The sequence below is a fragment of the Wolbachia endosymbiont of Dipetalonema caudispina genome, from assembly GCF_013365495.1.
In the GTDB taxonomy this organism is placed as follows: Bacteria; Pseudomonadota; Alphaproteobacteria; order Rickettsiales; family Anaplasmataceae; genus Wolbachia.
Genome location: NZ_CP046580.1, coordinates 511,754 through 531,824, shown reverse-complemented (window position 1 = coordinate 531,824; position 20,071 = coordinate 511,754). Strand labels below are relative to the sequence as shown.

The following is a 20,071-nucleotide window of genomic DNA, read 5'->3' as shown; positions in this document are numbered from 1 at the left end:
TTTTTTATAGAAAATATAGCTTTGTTAGTGTCAATATCAAGTATTACCTTTTGCTTTCTTTTCAATATATTTACATACTAAAATAGATAGCTCATACAGGATTAACATTGGTACAGCAAGTCCTATTTGACTTAATACATCAGGTGGAGTTAAAACTGCAGCAATAATAAAAATCACTACTATTGCAATTCTACGCTTACTCGACAAGCTTTGTGTGGTAATTAATCTAACTCTAACCATTAATGTAAGTATGACTGGGATTTGAAATGCAGTACCAAATGCGAACATAAATTGAAGAACAAGATCTAAATATTCACTAACTGATGGCATAAATTCTATCGGTATACCAAAAAGCTTGCTACTATTTTCAAAAGTAATAAAAAATTTCCAGGCTAAAGGAAATATATAGTAATAAACGACAGCTGCTCCCATTATAAATAAAACTGGTGTTGCAATTAAATATGGCAATAATACTGCTCTTTCCCTTTTATATAAACCAGGAGCTAAAAACATATAAAATTTCCATGCAAACACAGGAAAAGAAAATAAAAGTGCACTCATTATAGCAACCCTAAGATATACAAAAAATGCCTCTGTTAAATCTGTATAAATTAAGGAAAAGCTATTACTACCCCTTGTGACCTCTATTAGAGGTGTAAGCAGAAAGTAGTATATGTTTTCTTTAAAATAGTAGCAAAAACCAAAAATAATAAGAAAAAATAGAAAACAAAAAACAACCTTTCTTCTGAGCTCTTCAAAATGTTCATAAAATGAAGTATATTTATTTTGATTCATGTTCTATTGTAACATAATAATGCTATATCTAACATTCTCAATGAAAAAGCCCATTCATTGTCATACCATGCTGCAACTCTGTATATATCACCTGTAATATAAGTACCACCTAGATCCACAATTGCACTGTAAGGATTATGTACAAAGTCTATTGAAACCAAAGGATCTTCACATATGGAAAGCACATGATTTTTTGAATTCTTAAATATACTATTTATTTCCTCAACTGTTACTTTTTTATCAGTTATAAATTTAAAATCAACCATAGAAACATTACTCACTGGAACTCTGATAGCAGTGCCATCTAGCTTACCGTTTAATTCAGGAATGACAGAACTAATTGTTTTTGCTGCTCCAGTTGTAGTTGGTACCATCGATAATCCACAAGCTCTTGCTCTTCGTAAGTCCTTATGATTTCCATCAAGAATGTTTTGATCATTTGTATATGCATGTATAGTAGTCATAAAACCATTTTTTATTTTTAAATTAGAATGTAAAACTTGAACAATTTGAGCTAGACAATTCGTAGTACAAGAACCTATTGATATCACCTTATGCTCTTTTTTTAGCATATTATCGTTTACACCATAAACTATAGTTACGTCAGCGTCTGAAACTGGAGCAGAAACGACTATTCTTTTTGCATTATGCCTCATTGCTTCTACTCTCCTGTTGAATGCACCGGTGCATTCAAGAACTATATCAACATCCCAAGGTATGTTTTCAGGATATCGTTCTCTATATAGAGAAAATTTTTTACCATTTATAGAAATCCAGTTCTCAGACTCACTAAAATTAATATCACCATTAAATTTACCATGAATAGAATCATATTTAATCAAGTGTACATGTTGTTTTACACTGAGCGATCCATTTACAGCTATAACTTCTATTTGTTCACTATACTTTTTTATCTCAAAAATAGCACGTAATGCGCTTCTTCCTATTCTACCAAGGCCATTAATTCCTATATAAAGCACCATTTTATTTAAAAAATTTAATTATAGAAGATATTGTGAGATATTTCATTTTATTTTCTTAACTGTTATTAGAACATTTATATATTATATATACAATACTAAAACTTAGGAAAAGAAAAACATTGTTTCTAAATGTAGATAGGTCTTTTGTATAGCTAAACTTATAATAGAAAATTTAAAAAAACAATACAAAGAAGAAAGATATTGTACTTCTTTATACAAAATCCTTTTTAAATTGTAATAACATAATATTTTCTATAAATAAAAATAACATATTCTTTAATCTAATTTTAAACTTAATTTAACATGTATTATTGATATTTTATAGAGGAATTCTACCAATCACATCTTTTATCTTGAGGTTTGATTTGAGATATTGCTACCAAACTAACTAGTAAGCAACAAACTACATAAAGTCCAGCTGCAAAGTTTACTTCAGGAAAAGTTATAGTAAACCAAGTACATATCATAGGAGTAAATCCACCATGTAAAGCAAACGAAATGTTACGTGATAAACTTACTCCACTAAACCTAACATTAGTAGGAAAAAGCTCAGAGGCAACTATTCCTATAGGATTTATACCCTTTTCTATTATAGAAAGAATCATTATACTAAGCATAATGATAAGATAATTTTTATAGTGACACATCATAAATAACATAGGACAACATAGTACCATTGTTATCAATATAAATAAGATTGCAGTACGTTCCTTACCTATCCTATCAGCTAATATTCCAAGTGCTATTGCAAATATGGGTACTAATATGCTGGTTACGATCAGCACAATTTCATTAATATATGTTGTTATATATATTTTAACTGATACTGTTTCTTTTGCAAGAGTTCGGAGAAATGTGATAAATCCAACAGTGACATTCACAGGTACAGATATTAAAATAGCAAGTATAAGAGCTCTCTTATAGTGTTTTATAAGCTCTATTATTGGTAAACTTGGTGGTAATTTTCTTTGCTTTTGATTATTGTATACTGGGGTCTCTCCTAATTTATATATGCTATATGTGCTAATTAACCCTAAAATAGCTGAAAAAGTGAATGGCAGTCTCCAACCCCAAGTATTAAAATCAGTATTTTTTTTACAGATAATTACTATTGTTACAGAAAGCAGGACACCAATAGATCTACCTAAACTTATTATCCCACAAAATGCCCCTAATTTTTTCTTATTAGATAAATGTTCTATTAAATAAACTGAACTACCTCCTTGTTCAGCTCCAAGTGCGATTCCCTGTATCACATGAACCGCAAGAAATAATATGGTAGAAGTAACACCTATTCGACTATAACTTGGAATAAATGCAACGAGACTAGATGGAATTGATATTAGAAGAATAGCAATCATTAGTGCTATTCTTCTTCCATATCTATCACCAATATGACCAAATGCAGATGCACCAAGTGGTCTTACCATTGCACCCAACCCTGCAATACCAAATAATTGCATTATGTTGTAGTAGACATCCCTTGCAAAACAAAATTCTCTACTAATTATATTAACTAAATCGATAAAGAGCATGTGATCATACCATATTGTTATTCTGCAAAGAATTGTTGCTAATAATGCTCTTGTTTGCTGATTATTGCACACTAATCTAATTATAAATATTTTGTTTTCTCATTGTGGCTACTTTTTAAAATTTAGTAAAGCCACAACCTTAGATATGGCCTAATTTTCATTAATGTAGCATTTAAATTATTCAAATTTTGGATAAATAAAAGGTAATAAAAAATCAATACATTTAAGTATACTTTCTAATGGTTTCAACGTCACTAAATTCAAGAATTTGACTATTTATAATTTGGAATTTTTCGTGTCCTTTTCCTGCAACTAATAGGATCATATCTTCGTTATAGGAAATATCTATGCCTTTCTCTATAGCTTCTTTTCTATCTGCTATTTCTAAAGCATTAGGACAATATAGCAAAATGTTACGGCGAATTTCTGTCGGATTTTCATCACGTGGATTATCATTCGTAATTATTATTTTTTCAGCATGCATTTGTGCTATTTTGCCCATTTCTGCACGCTTTGCTTGATCACGATTACCCCCACAACCAAAAACTAAAGTTATTTTTTTATTGAAGTGCCACTTTAAAGATAATAGTACTTGTTTTAATGCATTTGAAGTATGTGCATAATCCACAAATATAAAAGGTAAAACCTTTTCCATTCTTCCTGGTGGAGAAACAAGTTTATCTATATATATCTTTTTATCATCTAATCCAGATGCGATAGTTATACCGATTGCACACATTAAATTATATGCTTGAAATTGTCCTAAAACCGGAAAAAACGTATCATAAACTTGATTACCAACTCTAATCGTTAAATATTGACCATTTGATGTTGGTATTTGCTTTATTAAAGTAATATTAGAATCTTTTTTTCCATAGGTTATAATTTTGTTACCACGTTTTTTAGCTATCTTAAGCAATACATAGTATTCATTTATATTTGCATTTAGAATTACTGTTTTTTCTTTTGGTAGTACCTCATAAAATAATTTTTTTTTAGCATTTAAATATCTGCTAATGCCCTGATGATAATCTAAATGATCTTGTGAAAAATTTGTAAAAGCTGCAGAAGCTAATTCTAGTCCATGAATCCTATACTGATCAATTCCATGACTTGAAGCTTCTAATGCTAAACACTCTATGTTTTTACTATTGATATCATATAATGTTACATAAAAATCATCTGCATCCGGAGTGGTAAGATTATTATAATGATCTTTTCTTTCATTGTTGATACATGTTCCAAGTGTTCCAATAGATGCTGCATTATAGCCGGCATTTTGCCAAATCTGACGACAAAATTCCACTACTGAAGTTTTACCATTTGTACCTGTTACAGCAGCAATATATTTAGGCTGCTCAAACTTATAAAATTTACTAACTATTTTACTGTATATTTCTTGAGGGTTAGGATAAAATATGCTTATAGAAGCATTACATGCTATAAAATTTGCTATTATTGCTAAAATTTTTATATTATTTATATACCTCTTATGTTCTTTTGATATACAAATGAAAAGATAGCCTTCTTTAATTCTTTTAGGATTACATGTTACACCTTTGATCTCAACATTAAAAGAAGTAACATCAATAATGTTATGTAGTAACTCTTTTAATTTCATATTCCATTTTATTGAATTCAAAGAATTAACATGGCAATCTGGCCAGAGCAGTATCCAAATCAGAAATTAAATCTTCAGGATCTTCTAATCCACAAAATATTCTTACAAAACTTCCACCATAATCTATATGCATTACAGATCTTGATATAAATTTACGATCTATTGGTAATATTAAACTATCACATCCTCCCCAAGAAGCACCAATACTAAAAACTTTCATATGATCAACCATATAACTTAGCTCTTCACATAAATACTCTCTATTTAATACTATACTAAATACACTGCTTGCTCCTTTAAAATAACTTTTCCACAATTCATGCTGAGGATGGGAAGCAAGTGCTGGATACAAAACCTTTTTAACTTTTGAATGCTTTTCTAGCCATTTTGTTACCTTTGTTGTCGTGCTTTGATGCCTTTTTATACGTGTATATAACGTTCTTAATCCTCTGTGTGCAAGATAACAATCATGTGATTGAATAGTAACTCCATAATTCTTATAGCTTTCATAAAGTAATTTAAAAATCTCACCTTCAGCAATAATAGCTCCCATCAATAAGTCTGAGTGACCTGCTATATATTTTGTCAACGCATATAATACAACATCAATTCCATAATCAAGTGGTTTAAATAGTAAAGGAGTAGCCCATGAATTATCACAAACAGTTACAATTTTATGTTCTTTAGCAACTTTTACTATATGCTTTATGTTTGAAATTTCAAATGTTATAGAACCTGGAGTTTCAATCATTATCAATGAAGTGTTATTTCGAATCAAATGAGCTATATTTTGTGTTGGATCATAAAAAGTTACATTTATTCCTCTTTTTGGCAGTTCACTTTTAACAAATCTCCTAACTCGATAATAACTATTATCTTGAATCAGAATATGTGAACCTGTCTTAGCAAAAGTTAAAATAGCAAAAGTAATTGCAAATAGTCCAGAAGGATAAATTAATGCTTGTCCTCTCCCCTCAATTTCAGTAAGCGCATTTGAAAGATAATGAACAGTAGGAGTACCAACACTACTGTAACTATAATCCCTTGATATATTATCATTAATGATATTATATATATCCTTCCCATTTACTGCATTTAAGTAGCTTTTGTAGGTAGGAAATAATATAGTAGAAGAGTGATAAATTGGTGGGTTCATAGAACCTTTATAGTCGTTAAATTTTCTCCCTGCTTTAACTAATAAAGATTCTTCTTTCACACCTTATTTCTGCTTATTTTTTGATAATATACTCATTTTCTGTATAAAAGTGAAGAGAAATTGCATGTATCAGTTTCATTTCATCTTTTAGTAAGTCATAGATTAACTTATGTCTTTTCAAAAAACTCATTCCAATAAAATTATTGGATATTAATATTATTTTAATATGTGAAGGTAATGAAGATGGAGTAAAATAATGACCTGAATGCTTTATAGACTCATCAATGACATCAATATCAATTATATCTATTGAATTCCGTATTTTTTCTTCTATCGTTTTAATAATATTCACTCTGTTATCTAAATTTAGATCACTGAACTATAAAAACTACTTAAAAATTATGAACCTTTTTTTTACAAGCTATAAACTATTTTAGCAAAAATAGCAACAGCACTTTGATACTTTATATTGAAATTATCAAGATCACTATTATAGATATAATCTAATTTTATTAGTATAGCTATTTCGATAATTTTTTACATGGTTTATACAACACTCATTTATAATTAACTCTATTTTTATTAAGACCAAAATTATAATCCTTTTACGTATTTAAAATTAGCAAAGCCTCTTGATTTTATTGAGAATAATTTTTCATTTGAATACAGACATTTATTTATGCTAAGTTTATGATTAATTAATGTATCACGAAGTTCAATGCTTTCATTTTTTTATTGAAATTAATCTAATAGTTAGATTTATATTACTTATTTCATAATTAGACTTATCATTTTAAATACTCAGTAAACACTTAACCAATATATAAATATAAATACAAATATCCAAACTATATCTACAAAATGCCAATACCAAGAAGCAAATTCAAAGCATAAATGATCTTGAGGTGTAAATTGATTTCTCCATGTTCTAAATAAACAAATTGATAAAAATATTACCCCTATTACAACATGTGCACAGTGAAACCCAGTAATTATATAAAAGTTAGATGCATAGATTAATTTTTCCCCTGTTTCTTGTAAAGAAAAACTTGCTTCATGATACTCTATTGCTTGCATTATTATAAAAAATACTCCAAGTAGTATAGTTATAGATAACATTTTGATTGTGTTCTTTTGATCATTCTCAAGTAAAAAGTAATGTGCTGAAATAACTGTTGTACCAGAAAGTAATAATACTAATGTATTTATGAATGGTAATGACCATGGGTTAGGAGGTATAACTCCTTCAGGAGGCCATTTAACCCTATTTATAGGAGAAAATGCTTCAAATAAAAAAACTGGATCAAGCCAAGCTTTGAAGAATGAACAGAAGAATGCTGTAAAAAAAATAATTTCTGAAAAGATAAATAAGTACATTGCAATTCTGAGTCCGTGTTTTACAATTGCAGTATGACATTTATCATAAATAGCTTCTTTTATTACATCTCTCCACCAATAAAATAATACTACTGAGATTGTAGAAATTCCTAAAATTAAACCAAATATTCCAAAGGTTTGTTTATGGAGTGTACTAATTAGCCCAACTATAAGAATAAGAACTGCTACCGATATAGAGATTGGCCAGGGACTTGGATCTACTAAATGAAAATCATGTTCTTTAGCTTTCATGCTATTTTAAAATATAAATGTTAAGTATATAAATTAACTTAAAATTGTCAATGTTATTTAAGATATAGATTTAATTTTAGAAAATTCATAACTACTTTAAAAAGCTAATTTAAATTGTACATTTATTTTAAATAACTTAAAAATTTTATTTTATTGTACTGATTTAATAAAATTTTAAAAAATTGTTTATATCCTATGAAACTACTACAAAAATAACCTAATTTCCATGCTTATCGTTTTTTTTAATATTTTTTTATATTAAAAGTAATAGCTTTACATATAGACATGCAAGAATATAAAAAGTACTGTAATTTTACAAATACTTTTTAATAAAGTTAAAAAAGTTAGTCAATTAAAGTAAATGGAAAGTTTCCTGTATTTTTTCTACCATACACTAAAATAGTGTGAATTAACATAAAAACTTATTGTGACAACTATGATTTAGTCTTTATATTTATATATAATACTTTAAAAGTGAAATTACGTTGGTATAGTTTTCTGTCTTGGTATAAAGAATCAATATAATATAAACATTGTTACTTAAAAACGACACAAAATATAAAAGACCAGTTAAAATAACTAATTTGATTTTTATAATTTTTATTAATATCCATTATTGTATGAAAAATACTGATAATCAAGTTTGAATTTTTCATAATTCAGTGTGTTATCATAATCTAATTTAAAAAAAAATATTCTCGTTTTATCAAAAAAAAGGCTTATAACCATTTATAGTTATATGAAGCCTTTTTATATTTTCTACGTATTTTATTATTTTTTAAGTAAAAAAATTACTATAACATATAATTTTTATTATAAAAAACTAGTTTTTTATAATATTAAACTGTTATATCAATGTTAAACTAGATAAAAATTTTAGTGATCTTAAAAAATCTTTTCATTATTCCTTATGTTAAATTCTGTACGAAAAGCATCAGATAAATTTGTGTTTTCCCAAGAAAATTCGCCGTTCTTTTCTAATTTTTTACCAAAATGCCCATAATAGGCTGTACGTTTATATATAGGACGGTTAAGTGATAAATGTTGAATGATACCTTGAGGTGATAGATCTATATTATTTTCAATAAAGTCTTTAATTTTTTTTGTATCTACCGTATTTGTACCAAATGTATCTATATAGAATGAAGTAGGTTTTGATATACCAATTGCATAAGAAAGCTGTATAAGACAACACTTAGCTAAATCTGCAAAGACAATATTTTTAGCAAGATATCTCGCCATATAAGCTGCAGATCTATCAACTTTTGTTGCATCTTTTCCAGAAAATGCTCCTCCCCCATGTGGAATATATCCTCCATAAGTGTCAACCATAATTTTTCGTCCAGTTAACCCACAATCACTAACTGGTCCACCGATAACAAACCTACCAGTAGGATTAACTAGAAGATTCTCTTCAGGACACATCCAACCTTTAGGTAAAGAAGAAACTATATAGGGGTAGATTATTTTTTTTACTTTTAACTGATCTAAGTCCTCAGGATGTTGTATTGAAACAATAATACTTTCAGCGCGTATTGGAAGGTTGTTCTCATATACTAAAGTGATCTGTGATTTTGCATCTGGACCAAGCTTTGCTTCCTTAACTTCATTCATGATATTTTTCAAAATTGAGTGCGCATAAAAAATTGGAGCTGGCATAAGACTTTCTGTTTCTGTTGTTGCATAGCCATACACTATGCCTTGATCTCCAGCAGCTCCTTGATTTACCCCTGCTGCAATATCACTAGATTGTTTGTGTAGCAATATATTCACTTCTACCTTTCTCCAGTGAAAGCCATCGTGCTCATAACCAATATTTTTTATTGTATCTCTTACAATATTTTCAATTCTGCTGCTTGTGATATTTGGACCAAATACTTCTCCTGCTATAATAACATTATTTTTGGTAACTAAAGTTTCTATTGCAGTGCGTGAAAAGGGATCAACGAAAAGGTATTCATCAAGTATTGCGTCTGCAATTTGGTCTGCTACTTTGTCTGGGTGACCAGCTGCAACTGATTCACTAGTTATTAATTTTTTATATAGGTTCATTTTCAAATTTTACTTACCAACAAAAATTATTATAAGCAATGTAGTTAAAATTACTAGATAAACACAAAGCTGTAAATGTTTCAACTGCTACATACTTACTAATTTGCTCTGAGTACATGAAGATAAACTTCACTTCTTTCTACTATCCTTTAGAACTCTTTCCTTGTGTGTAGAAGTAACAAAAACTAAACCATGAATAAAGTTTTATTAAATGAATAAAATATTTTTATTACTCGTTACTACTTACTAATTTCAATAAATTTTATCAAGTATATACTTAAAATTCAGATGATTTTTTTTAAGTTATATAATCTCTTGTAAATTAAAAAGAAATATATTAAATAAATAATATTAAATATTATTAACTGATATTATTTATATAATAATTATCATAAATAAAATGAAGATATTTTAGAATTTTTTCAGATAAAAATTATTTGATGTATATATAAGTATTTTTCACTTTTCTTAGCTTTCTTAATATTGTTGAGTAGCAAGTGTAATACTTTCTTGTGCAAATATTATATATATTGTGCATACTTTCGTATGATGAGGTAAAATTATATAAATTCTATAGAAAGAAAAAAAGCAAATTTATGCTGAAAACAGATTGTAAGTATAAAACTATATATATTACTATGCTATAAATAAATATGAAAATATTATAAAGTTTTTAATTAAAAAATAAATATATTTTATACTACAAAAGTATTTTACATTTTATGTCATTTACTTAAGGTAATGTTTTTGACAATTAAATTTTTTTTATCAAAAAAAATTAATTCTAATGCTACTAAAGAAATATGTTTTATATTGTTATGTTTTAGTTTTAAAAGAGAGGTTACAAATTTTAAAATTTCATTTAGAAACGGGATAATGTTTATATAAAATGAGTATATACAAAATTAATTGGTACATTTCATTTGTTTATCAAAAAACTATTTAAATAGTAAAATATAATTTTTTTATAAAAGCAAAGTCTCTCTAATGCATTCTTTTGAGTTAAATAAAGTTAAAATTATGATAATATGTCTTGAACTTTATCATTACTAATGAATAAATTTATTTTAAGTAATCTAAAAACATTTAAATTAAAACTTGTAAACATACAATATGGAATAAACAAATATTAAAAGAAGTAAGCTGTCATTTTAAGTAAGTTTAATGACTTAAATAAATAAATTTGACTATAAAAATAATCTGCTTTAAGCTTAATTGATACTTAGTTATAAAATGTTTCGTATTCTAAGTTCATAACTTAAGATTGAAGTAACTTTTTTTCTATCCACACTTGTGGAATGTAAATAGTTATGTTTTTCTTGTTTAAGATGAGATGTGTACTGTATATAATCTATATTTTAGCAGTTTAATATTTATCTCAAATTTAAAAAGATAGTTAATTTATGAAAGTTATAGAAAGAAAAAGCTTTTTCACTTGAAACTTTGATGTAACAAAGGAATCAGATGAAATCTGATACAGATTAAGAAGGAATAGTAAAAAATTCAGGATTATCTTTTATAAAAAGAGATAAACATTGATAAATGATAATGCTCTTGCATTTTAAAAATGCAAGTATGCAAGAATATTAAATTAACAACTAGTCTCTTTTTAGAAAGAATATCAAATTAAAAAAACAAAGTAGATATATATTCTTTCAATTTTATTGAAAAATAGGTTAAAAAAACAATATTGTACAAACTGATATATTAATACTAATTTTTTACTAATGTAATTAGATTGGAGTCACTTGTTAAAAAAAAGAGATAGTTAACTCAAAACTTACCTAAATAACCTAACAGTAAGTAATTCAATTATAATTCTTAATATACTATTTTATTTCACTTACGTTAATAAATATAATATTATTGTCATTTAAAACCTGTAGAATTTTTTATCTTACAATCTTAGATTAAAAAAAATAATAGAACAGGACAGTAAATATTTATATGAGTATATATCCTGTATATTTTATATTATACTAAATTGCTATGAAAATATTTAGACAAAACTAGGGCTGGTGGGCCTGAGAAGAGTTGAACTTCTGACCTCACGCTTATCAGACGTGTGCTCTAACCAGCTGAGCTACAGACCCTTACCTATCTATCTATTTAAACTGAAATTTCGTACTATGTAGGTAAAATATCAATAAAAATCTTTTTATTCATCGACTTTCTGAACTTAACCCAACCTTTTACCTTGGCAAAAATTGTATGATCTTTACCCATGCCGACATTTTTTCCAGGAAAAAATTTTGTTCCCCTTTGACGAATAATTATGTTACCAGGAATAACTTTTCCATTTTTTTTTACTCCCAACCTACGACCTGCAGAATCTCTACCATTACAGGAACTACCACCTGATTTTTTAGTTGCCATATATTCTATTTCCCATTTTTAAAGTTGATTTCATTAATATAAAGAACAGTAATATATTGTCTATGACCAGTTTTTCTACGATAATTTTTCCTTCTTTTTTTTTTAAAAATGAGAAGTTTTTTTCCTCTGCATTGTTCAAGGACTTTTGCTTTAACAGTAACACTAGGCAAGTGAAACAAATCATTATTCGATGAAAGGCAAATCACTTTATTGATTTCTACTTCTTTTCCTTTCTCAGCTTTTAATTTTTCTACTTTTATTACACTACCTTTTTTTACTAAATACTGCTTCCCACCTGTTTCAATAACTGCAAACATGATATATATTTTTACTATTAATAAGTATGGTAAAGAAGTTATATATATTGTCAAGTAAAATCATCCATCACCAAGCTACATGAACACTTATAGAAGACATAAAAACCATTAAAAGCTAGAAAATAAATTTGATAAATTTTTAATAATTGCATCTATCAATATAATAAATATTATTTTACTTTTACTATTTTACGTTAATGTCCATTATACTTCACTAAATTCATTAGCTCTACATATTTTCTCCTTCTATTGCTCCTTCACTATCTAGAAAAAATTTGAAATATAGATTAATCAATTCCCCTAAAGTCAACAAGAACCTCTATCTGTGTACTTATTTCTTCTCTCAGAGTTTTATTATCCTTATACAAATATGTATAACCTTTTTTACATCAAATTTTTTTTACCTTTATACGAAAATAATTTTTTTATTTTCTTACTAAATTAATCTTTTTTGAATTATAAAAAATAATTTTATTTACTAAAATAGTTAATTTTTTTAAAATCTATATTCTTTAATCTTATTTTGCTTTTAATAAGTACTCTATTCAACATATATTATAATAATCTCAAACAATAGTCACATCAAAGCCTTAAATTTTTATTCGTCTATTGGTAATTTTCTTGTCTATATAATACTTGCTCTTTCTTCTTGATAAAAATTCATGTTATAAATTTATCTTTTGCTTTATTATTAGTTAACTGTATTTTAAATATTGTTCCATATTTTGAATATCATTTTATTCAAAACTTATCTTGTGTCCTATCAAAAAAATTTCCTTCTTACCTTTCTTTTATGAATATTGCATTAATTTTCTTACTGCTCTTACTTTAACTTAACAATAGAACATTTTGCTAAATTAAACTTATAACTCTTTATAAAAAGCTACCTATGCAAACTTTTGTATTTCTATTTAAGAATATTTAGTTTATAAAAACCATACATTATTTTCTTTATCTACCCCCCCTGTTTAATTTATTTCTTATACTCTCAAAGAGTAGAATAAAACTGCAACTGGCAAAATTCTTTATGTTAGTAAAAAAAAAGACACTTTTACCTAACAATAAAATATAGAGAGGTAACTAATTCTTGAAGGTAAAATAAATGCAAAAAAGTGATAAACCTATATACTTAATATATAAAACATAACCCTTAAAATACTACAAAATATACTTTTAATATGAAGGTTAGTTACTTAAACTTTCACTCAAAACAGAATTTACAATATTAGGATTAGCTTTTCCTTTAGTATGTTTCATAACTTCACCAACAAAAAAACTATACAACTTTGTTTTACCATTTTTGTATTCTTGAACTTTATCTTGGTTGTCATTAATAATTTTATTAATAATTTTTGATATTTGATTCTTATCAGCTATCTGCCTTAGGTCCTGCTCTTTTATAATGAGAGATGCAGGTTTACCAGTTTCAAACATAATATCAAAAATTTGCTTACCAAGTTTAGCAGATGTTGTTCCATCTACAATAAAATCTAAAAGTTTTGATAAAGCACTTGCTTTGATTGGAGAATCTGTAATATCAATACCTGCTTTATTAAGACGACCAAAAAGTTCTACAGTTAACCAAGTAACTGCAAGCTTTGAATCATGCTTTTTTACCAATTCTTCAAAATAGTCAGCGATTGCTTTATCAGAAATAATGATATCCGCATCGTATTCATTAATGCCCAATTCCTTAATATATCGTAGTTTTTTTTGATCTGGTAATTCCGGTAGAGATGATTTAATAAAGTTAATTTTATCTTGACTTATTTCAATGGGCAGTAGATCAGGTTCAGGAAAATATCTGTAGTCGCTTGCATTCTCTTTATTTCGTATCACTTTTGTTTTTCCCAGATCAACATCGAATAATAAGGTATTTTGACTTATTTTCCCTCCATTCTCTAAAATTTTAATTTGCCTTTGTATTTCATAGTCTATAGCTTGAATGATATAGCGTATTGAGTTTAGATTTTTGATTTCACAGCGAGTACCAAATGTATTACTACCTTTTTTGCGTACAGAGACATTTGCATCACAACGAAGTGATCCCTTTTCCATGTTACCATCACATGAGCCAATATAACGCAAAATCTGCCTCAATTTTTTCATAAATTCTGCAGCTTCTATTGATGATCTAAGATCTGGTTCTGAAACAATTTCCATTAGAGCTACTCCTGCACGATTTAAATCTACGTAAGTTTTACTTTTTTTATGAATGCTTTTCCCTGCATCTTGCTCTAAATGAATTCTTGTAATTCTTATTCTTTTTTCATTACTACCTATAAATACTTTACCATTCTTGACTATTGGTTCGAAAAACTGAGTTATTTGGTAACCTTGTGGTAAATCAGGATAAAAATAATTCTTTCGATCAAAGTAAGAACATTTATTAATTTCCGCAGAAAGTGCAAGACCTGTACGTATTACCTGTTCTATAGGATAGTAATTCAGTGTTGGTAGTGTACCTGGCATTGCTGCATCAACCAGAGAAACTTGAGTATTATGCTCAGCACCAAACTCGGCTAATGAGCTAGAAAATAGCTTTGTCTTAGAAGAAACTTGAGCATGCACCTCAAGCCCAATTACTGCTTCCCAATTTTCTTTCATATATTTGGTTTAAATAACAATTTTAATAATCTATAAGATTAATACAAAAAGTCAAAATAAAACTCATATTTTTATATTTTATCCTAATTTTTTAATCCATAATTTAAAATTATTATGCTGTAAAATAATACTATAAATTTATGTAGAAATAAAATACTACCCAACAACTTTACAAATTAACTTTATTAAAGTACTGAAGATAATAGCATATACAATATCAAAAATAGATAATAGTAGGTATTTTTGTTTCTTTTTTATTTAAATAAGCTTTTAAAGATAAAGCGAATTATAACCAAATAAAAAATAGAAAATTTTGAATAACCTAAGAGAATGTTCTAAAAGCACTGATTCTGTAAAATTAAATATAAAGTTTTTTTAACCTACATTATTTATTTTCTTCTTTATTATCTATATTTTGATAATCAGAGTCCACCACTTTCCCTTCTTCACTATTTGGTGTGGATGAATTAACAGGCTTTTCTTCACTTTGTTGTTGAGACTCTTTATACATAACCTCCCCAAGCTTCATAGATAATTGAGAGAGATTAGTAATTTTTTGCTGTATTATACTGCTATCACCAATAGTATCAGATTTACTAGCTTCTTTTAACTCATTAATTGCATTTTCAATAGCAGCTTTGTCTTTTGGTATAATTTTATCACCATACTCTTTTAAAGACTTTTCTGTGGAATGAATTAAGCTATCTGCCTGGTTTTTTACTTCAATAAATTTTTTACGTTCTTCATCTTCTTGCGCCTTTTCTTCAGCTTCTCTTACCATACGATTTATTTCATCATCAGACAAACCACCTGAAGACTGAATACGTATTTTTTGCTCCTTCCTAGTGGCCTTATCTTTTGCAGAAACGTGAACTATCCCATTTGCATCTATATCAAATGTTACTTCAATTTGAGGAACTCCACGGGGAGCAGGCGGTATTCCTTCTAAACTAAATTGGCCAAGCAACTTATTATCAACTGCTAGTTTTCTCTCACCTTGATATACTTTAATAGTGACAGCAGCCTGACTATCTTCTGCAGTTGAAAATACCTGAGATTTTTTAGTAGGAATTGTGGTATTACGTTCAATAAGCGGAGTAAATACTCCTCCTAGGGTCTCAATTCCAAGGGAGAGTGGCGTTACGTCAAGTAATAATACATCCCTTACATCACCTTGAACAATTCCTGCTTGTATTGCGGCTCCAATTGCCACAACTTCATCAGGGTTTACTCCTCTATGTGGATCTTTACCAAAAAACTCTTTGACTTTTTCGATTACTTTTGGCATACGAGTCATTCCACCAACAAGCACTACTTCACCAATCTGGCTAGCAGACATACTCGCATCTTCAAGAGCTTTTTTACAAGGAATCATAGTCTTTTCGATTAAATCATTTACTAAACTTTCAAGCTTAGCTCTTGTTAACTTCATATTTAAGTGCTTTGGACCACTTGCATCAGCTGTAATGAATGGTAAATTTATTTCTGTTTCCATTGCACTTGATAACTCTATTTTTGCTTTTTCGGCAGCTTCTTTAATTCTTTGCATAGCCATTGGATCATCTTTCAAGCTAATACCATTATTTTTTCTAAATTCATTTAATAAATAATTCACTACTGCATCATCAAAATCTTCACCACCAAGATGGGTATCACCATTTGTCGCTTTTACTTCAAAAACCCCATCGCCTATTTCAAGTATAGAAACATCAAATGTACCACCACCAAGATCATATACTACTATTGTATGTCCATGTTTTTTATCAAGACCATAAGCAAGCGCTGCAGCAGTAGGCTCATTAACTATCCTGAGTACATTTAACCCAGCAATTTTTCCTGCATCTTTTGTTGCTTGGCGTTGTGAGTCATTGAAATATGCTGGTACTGTTATTACAGCATCTTTTATCTCTTCCCCAAGATAAGCCTCTGCTGCCTCTTTCATATTTTGCAATATAAATGCACCAATTTGACTAGGAGAATATTCTTTACTACCAGCCGTTTTAACCCATGCATCACCATTTCTTGCAGCAAATACTTTATATGGTACATTTAGATTTTTTATTTCAGGATCATTATATTGACGACCTATTAACCTCTTAGTAGCAAAAAAAGTATTGCTTGCATTTGTAGTTGCCTGTCTTTTTGCAGGAGCACCAATTAGCCTTTCACCTGATGAAGCAAATGCAACTATAGATGGAGTAGTTCTTGCTCCTTCTTTATTCTCTATTACTTTTGTATCTTTACCTTGCATTACTGCAACACAAGAATTTGTTGTTCCAAGATCTATACCGATTGCCCTTCCCATAGCGAATACTCCCTTTATAAATATTGTCTGATGTAGGATATATAAGTATGGAACTTAATAATTACAAGTCCCACTTAGGATTTCTATTAGCTATTATAGCTCAAAAGACGTGAAAGCCACCTAGTTAGCCAAAAATTGTTCTGCAACTCACTTGAGCCATTAATTTTTTCATTACTATTACTTCTAACTTTATAACCAGAATTTTGTAGCGGCTTACAATCATTTAGATTAATATTATTTCTCCGTTTTAAAATAAACGCATCTATACTTAGATTATTATCAGCATTAACGTTCAACTTAATATTGAATTCTTTTTCAATCGTAGAAACTGTATCACGTTTATTACTGAAAATGTGCGCAATAATTGAACCATGAGCTATTAAATCAAATGAGCCATTTCGATTTTTACTAGCAACATATTGTAACTCTCTTAATATCGATGCAACAATTACTTCATTTGATTTTATTTTGCCAATTCCCTTGCAGTGTAAGCATTCTGTAGTATTAATTTCCTGTATACTTGGCTTGATTCTTTGTCTTGAAAAGACCATTAAACCAAAATCATTTATATAACTAAAATGCACTCTCGCTTTATCATCTTTGAATGCTTGTCTAACAGCAAACTCAACAGCTCTACAATACTGATATTTTAACATGCCAATAAAATCGACTACTATTAATCCTGACAATCCTCTTAAATTTACCTGCCTTGATATTTCAGGTACTGCTTCCATATTAGTTCTATAAGCTGTTTCTTCTATACTGTCTTCTTCCATCATTTTTCCAGAGTTTACGTCTATTGAAACAAATGCTTCAGTCAAAGTTATTATTAAAGATCCACCAGATGGTAATTTTACTCTATTATTATACAATTCAGAAACTTGATCTTCAATCCCATAGTAAGTAAATATCGGAATAAAACCTCTATACAATCTATAACGTAATTTACTACCTTTTAGTGCATTTTCAGCATATTGTTTTACTGCTTTAAAAGCTTCCTTTCCGGATACTATAATTTCTACATCATTGCTACAAAAATCACGAATAGATCTCATAATTAAGTCTGCTTCATTGTAAATTAATGATGGAACATTTATAGAAGAAGCATTTTTTTGAATATTTTGCCATAATGAAAATAAATAATTATAATCTTGCTCAATTTCTTTTTTACTTTTTCCTGAACCAATGGTCCTTATTATTAAACCTGATTTTTTTGGAAGGTTTATTGAATTGAGTACATCCCTTAATTGCTTTCTGATACTGACATCTTCAATTTTACGAGATACTCCCTTATTCATAGAATTAGGTAGAAAAATACAGTACCTGCCAACCAAAGTGATGTAAGTTGTAAATGAAGCACCCTTGCTACCTCGTTCTTCTTTAGTTAATTGAACTAACATTTTTTGATTGATTGCAATAACATCTTGTAATTTATATCTTTTATATAAAGATACTTCTTTTATAAAACCACCATTAAATTCATTAATACTTTTATTAGTCATAGGATCTGAAGAAACATTTGTTGATGTACTACAATTTATTTCTGTATAATCATTACTTAAATAATTTTCGAAAAAATCCTCTTTTTCTTTTTCTGAGATATTAAAATAATCTGGAGATATTTCAGAAAAAGATAAAAAACCTTGTTTATTTTTTCCATATTCAATAAACACAGCTTGTAGGGATGGCTTTATACGCTTTACATAAGCAACATATATATTACCTCTCAACTGTTTTTTCTCCTTGAATTCTTGTTCAAATTCTACGACCTTATTATTGACTGACAAAGCAATCCTAACTTCATCAGAGCAGATGGAATTTTCTATTAATAGCAACCTTTTACTACTATTTGCCACTTATTTTTCATGTTCTGAATTTAATTATATTATTAATGTTACTATGAGATTGTCAAGAATTTTACGATCTGCAGTGCTTAAGAGGTATGAAACAGAGTTGACTTTTAGTATTTCATATAGTAAATTCATTAAATAGATTATACTACTATAATAATTATGGCAAAAAAGAATCATTCTTTGCTTATTAAACTAGTTAGCAGTGCAACCAAGAAAACAAGTGCCGGTGAAGAAAAACCTACAGGTTATTTTTATGTAAAAAAGCGTAATCCAAAAAAGCTTAATAGAAAATTAGAGTTCAAAAAATACGATCCAGTGGCTAGAAAACATGTTTTATTTAGAGAAGAAAAATTAAAATAATTTTCTGTAGAAGTTTTTTTGAAAAATCTAAAATTAAATTATTCAATAAGTTCATTAGTTTTTATTTATATATGTAATTGAATGATACTAACAAAGTTTTTATAAAATTTTATACTTAACAAATTTTTAGGTATTATGGTTAATCAAATTACAGGAGCTTTATTGAAAAGCTTACTCTGAAATTCTTTTTTTAAGTGTTTATGTATATTATACTAAAAATTATATTTTTATTTTACTAAAAGTACATGTATATTGAATATGTAGCAAGCTTTTACAACTATTTGTTAGTTCTTTTTGAGTGTATTGGAAGTACTAAATTGATTTTGTAATATTGAAATTTAGTTAATAAATTTAAAAAATAATGAGCTGCATAATTTGAAGAATTGGAGTACATTAAAAGAACTTATAGGTAATTCTTTAAATAAAATGTTATTTAAAAGTAAGTATAGCCTTTTACTACCTTTATAGCTAGGCTCTAATTT

14 protein-coding genes and 1 tRNA gene are annotated in these 20,071 nt (G+C 27.8%); 1 reads left to right on the top strand and 14 read right to left on the bottom strand.

Annotated features, from left to right (window positions below):
- Positions 1–36: 36 nt before the first annotated feature.
- The 14 genes from tatC to GOY14_RS01915 form a co-directional block, all read right to left on the bottom strand.
- Positions 37–795: a twin-arginine translocase subunit TatC gene (gene tatC, locus GOY14_RS01980; protein WP_175809627.1), complete on the bottom strand. Its 759-nt coding sequence runs from the start codon at positions 793–795 to the stop codon at positions 37–39.
- Positions 792–1,778, bottom strand: coding sequence for a type I glyceraldehyde-3-phosphate dehydrogenase (gene gap, locus GOY14_RS01975; RefSeq protein ID WP_175809626.1), 987 nt, complete (start codon positions 1,776–1,778; stop codon positions 792–794). Before gap ends, tatC begins: the two co-directional genes overlap by 4 nt.
- A 332-nt stretch (positions 1,779–2,110) precedes the next feature.
- Positions 2,111–3,313, bottom strand: coding sequence for an MFS transporter (locus GOY14_RS01970; protein ID WP_255419672.1), 1,203 nt, complete (start codon positions 3,311–3,313; stop codon positions 2,111–2,113).
- A gap of 223 nt (positions 3,314–3,536) precedes the next feature.
- Complete coding sequence (locus GOY14_RS01965; RefSeq protein WP_175809624.1) at positions 3,537–4,934, bottom strand: Mur ligase family protein; 1,398 nt, start codon at positions 4,932–4,934, stop codon at positions 3,537–3,539.
- Between the two features lie 25 nt (positions 4,935–4,959).
- Complete coding sequence (gene metC, locus GOY14_RS01960) at positions 4,960–6,150, bottom strand: cystathionine beta-lyase (protein ID WP_175809623.1); 1,191 nt, start codon at positions 6,148–6,150, stop codon at positions 4,960–4,962.
- A 13-nt stretch (positions 6,151–6,163) separates the two neighbouring features.
- The gene (locus GOY14_RS01955; RefSeq protein WP_175809622.1) at positions 6,164–6,442 is read right to left on the bottom strand and encodes a BolA family protein; all 279 of its coding nucleotides are present in this window, start codon (positions 6,440–6,442) and stop codon (positions 6,164–6,166) included.
- Positions 6,443–6,891: 449 nt separating this feature from the next.
- Entirely contained in the window at positions 6,892–7,719 is an 828-nt protein-coding gene (locus GOY14_RS01950; RefSeq protein ID WP_175809621.1) for a cytochrome c oxidase subunit 3, read from the bottom strand.
- Between the two features lie 885 nt (positions 7,720–8,604).
- Positions 8,605–9,771, bottom strand: a complete 1,167-nt coding sequence (gene metK, locus GOY14_RS01945; protein WP_175809620.1) for a methionine adenosyltransferase — start codon at positions 9,769–9,771, stop codon at positions 8,605–8,607.
- 2,016 nt (positions 9,772–11,787) lie between these two features.
- Positions 11,788–11,864 (bottom strand) — tRNA-Ile (locus GOY14_RS01940).
- A 34-nt stretch (positions 11,865–11,898) separates the two neighbouring features.
- Complete coding sequence (gene rpmA, locus GOY14_RS01935) at positions 11,899–12,147, bottom strand: 50S ribosomal protein L27 (RefSeq protein WP_175809619.1); 249 nt, start codon at positions 12,145–12,147, stop codon at positions 11,899–11,901.
- Between the two features lie 5 nt (positions 12,148–12,152).
- The gene (rplU, locus tag GOY14_RS01930; protein WP_175809618.1) at positions 12,153–12,464 is read right to left on the bottom strand and encodes a 50S ribosomal protein L21; all 312 of its coding nucleotides are present in this window, start codon (positions 12,462–12,464) and stop codon (positions 12,153–12,155) included.
- 1,185 nt (positions 12,465–13,649) lie between these two features.
- Complete coding sequence (gene gatB / locus GOY14_RS01925; protein WP_175809617.1) at positions 13,650–15,071, bottom strand: Asp-tRNA(Asn)/Glu-tRNA(Gln) amidotransferase subunit GatB; 1,422 nt, start codon at positions 15,069–15,071, stop codon at positions 13,650–13,652.
- Between the two features lie 385 nt (positions 15,072–15,456).
- The gene (gene dnaK / locus GOY14_RS01920; protein WP_175809616.1) at positions 15,457–17,376 is read right to left on the bottom strand and encodes a molecular chaperone DnaK; all 1,920 of its coding nucleotides are present in this window, start codon (positions 17,374–17,376) and stop codon (positions 15,457–15,459) included.
- Between the two features lie 86 nt (positions 17,377–17,462).
- Complete coding sequence (locus GOY14_RS01915; RefSeq protein WP_175809615.1) at positions 17,463–19,232, bottom strand: Rne/Rng family ribonuclease; 1,770 nt, start codon at positions 19,230–19,232, stop codon at positions 17,463–17,465.
- Positions 19,233–19,388: 156 nt separating this feature from the next.
- On the opposite strand from GOY14_RS01915, the gene rpmG reads away from it, so the two are divergent.
- Complete coding sequence (gene rpmG, locus GOY14_RS01910) at positions 19,389–19,589, top strand: 50S ribosomal protein L33 (protein WP_175809614.1); 201 nt, start codon at positions 19,389–19,391, stop codon at positions 19,587–19,589.
- The last annotated feature ends 482 nt before the right edge of the window (positions 19,590–20,071 follow it).

Excerpts from the sequence above, each read along its gene's own strand:
- GOY14_RS01965 (WP_175809624.1), bottom strand. The coding sequence starts at position 4,934 with ATGAAATTAAAAGAGTTACTACATAACATTATTGATGTTACTTCTTTT.
- gatB (WP_175809617.1), bottom strand. The coding sequence starts at position 15,071 with ATGAAAGAAAATTGGGAAGCAGTAATTGGGCTTGAGGTGCATGCTCAA.
- rpmA (WP_175809619.1), bottom strand. The coding sequence starts at position 12,147 with ATGGCAACTAAAAAATCAGGTGGTAGTTCCTGTAATGGTAGAGATTCT.
- rpmG (WP_175809614.1), top strand. The coding sequence starts at position 19,389 with ATGGCAAAAAAGAATCATTCTTTGCTTATTAAACTAGTTAGCAGTGCA.
- rplU (WP_175809618.1), bottom strand. The coding sequence starts at position 12,464 with ATGTTTGCAGTTATTGAAACAGGTGGGAAGCAGTATTTAGTAAAAAAA.
- gap (WP_175809626.1), bottom strand. The coding sequence starts at position 1,778 with ATGGTGCTTTATATAGGAATTAATGGCCTTGGTAGAATAGGAAGAAGC.
- GOY14_RS01970 (WP_255419672.1), bottom strand. The coding sequence starts at position 3,313 with ATGCTCTTTATCGATTTAGTTAATATAATTAGTAGAGAATTTTGTTTT.
- metK (WP_175809620.1), bottom strand. The coding sequence starts at position 9,771 with ATGAACCTATATAAAAAATTAATAACTAGTGAATCAGTTGCAGCTGGT.
- tatC (WP_175809627.1), bottom strand. The coding sequence starts at position 795 with ATGAATCAAAATAAATATACTTCATTTTATGAACATTTTGAAGAGCTC.
- GOY14_RS01950 (WP_175809621.1), bottom strand. The coding sequence starts at position 7,719 with ATGAAAGCTAAAGAACATGATTTTCATTTAGTAGATCCAAGTCCCTGG.
- dnaK (WP_175809616.1), bottom strand. The coding sequence starts at position 17,376 with ATGGGAAGGGCAATCGGTATAGATCTTGGAACAACAAATTCTTGTGTT.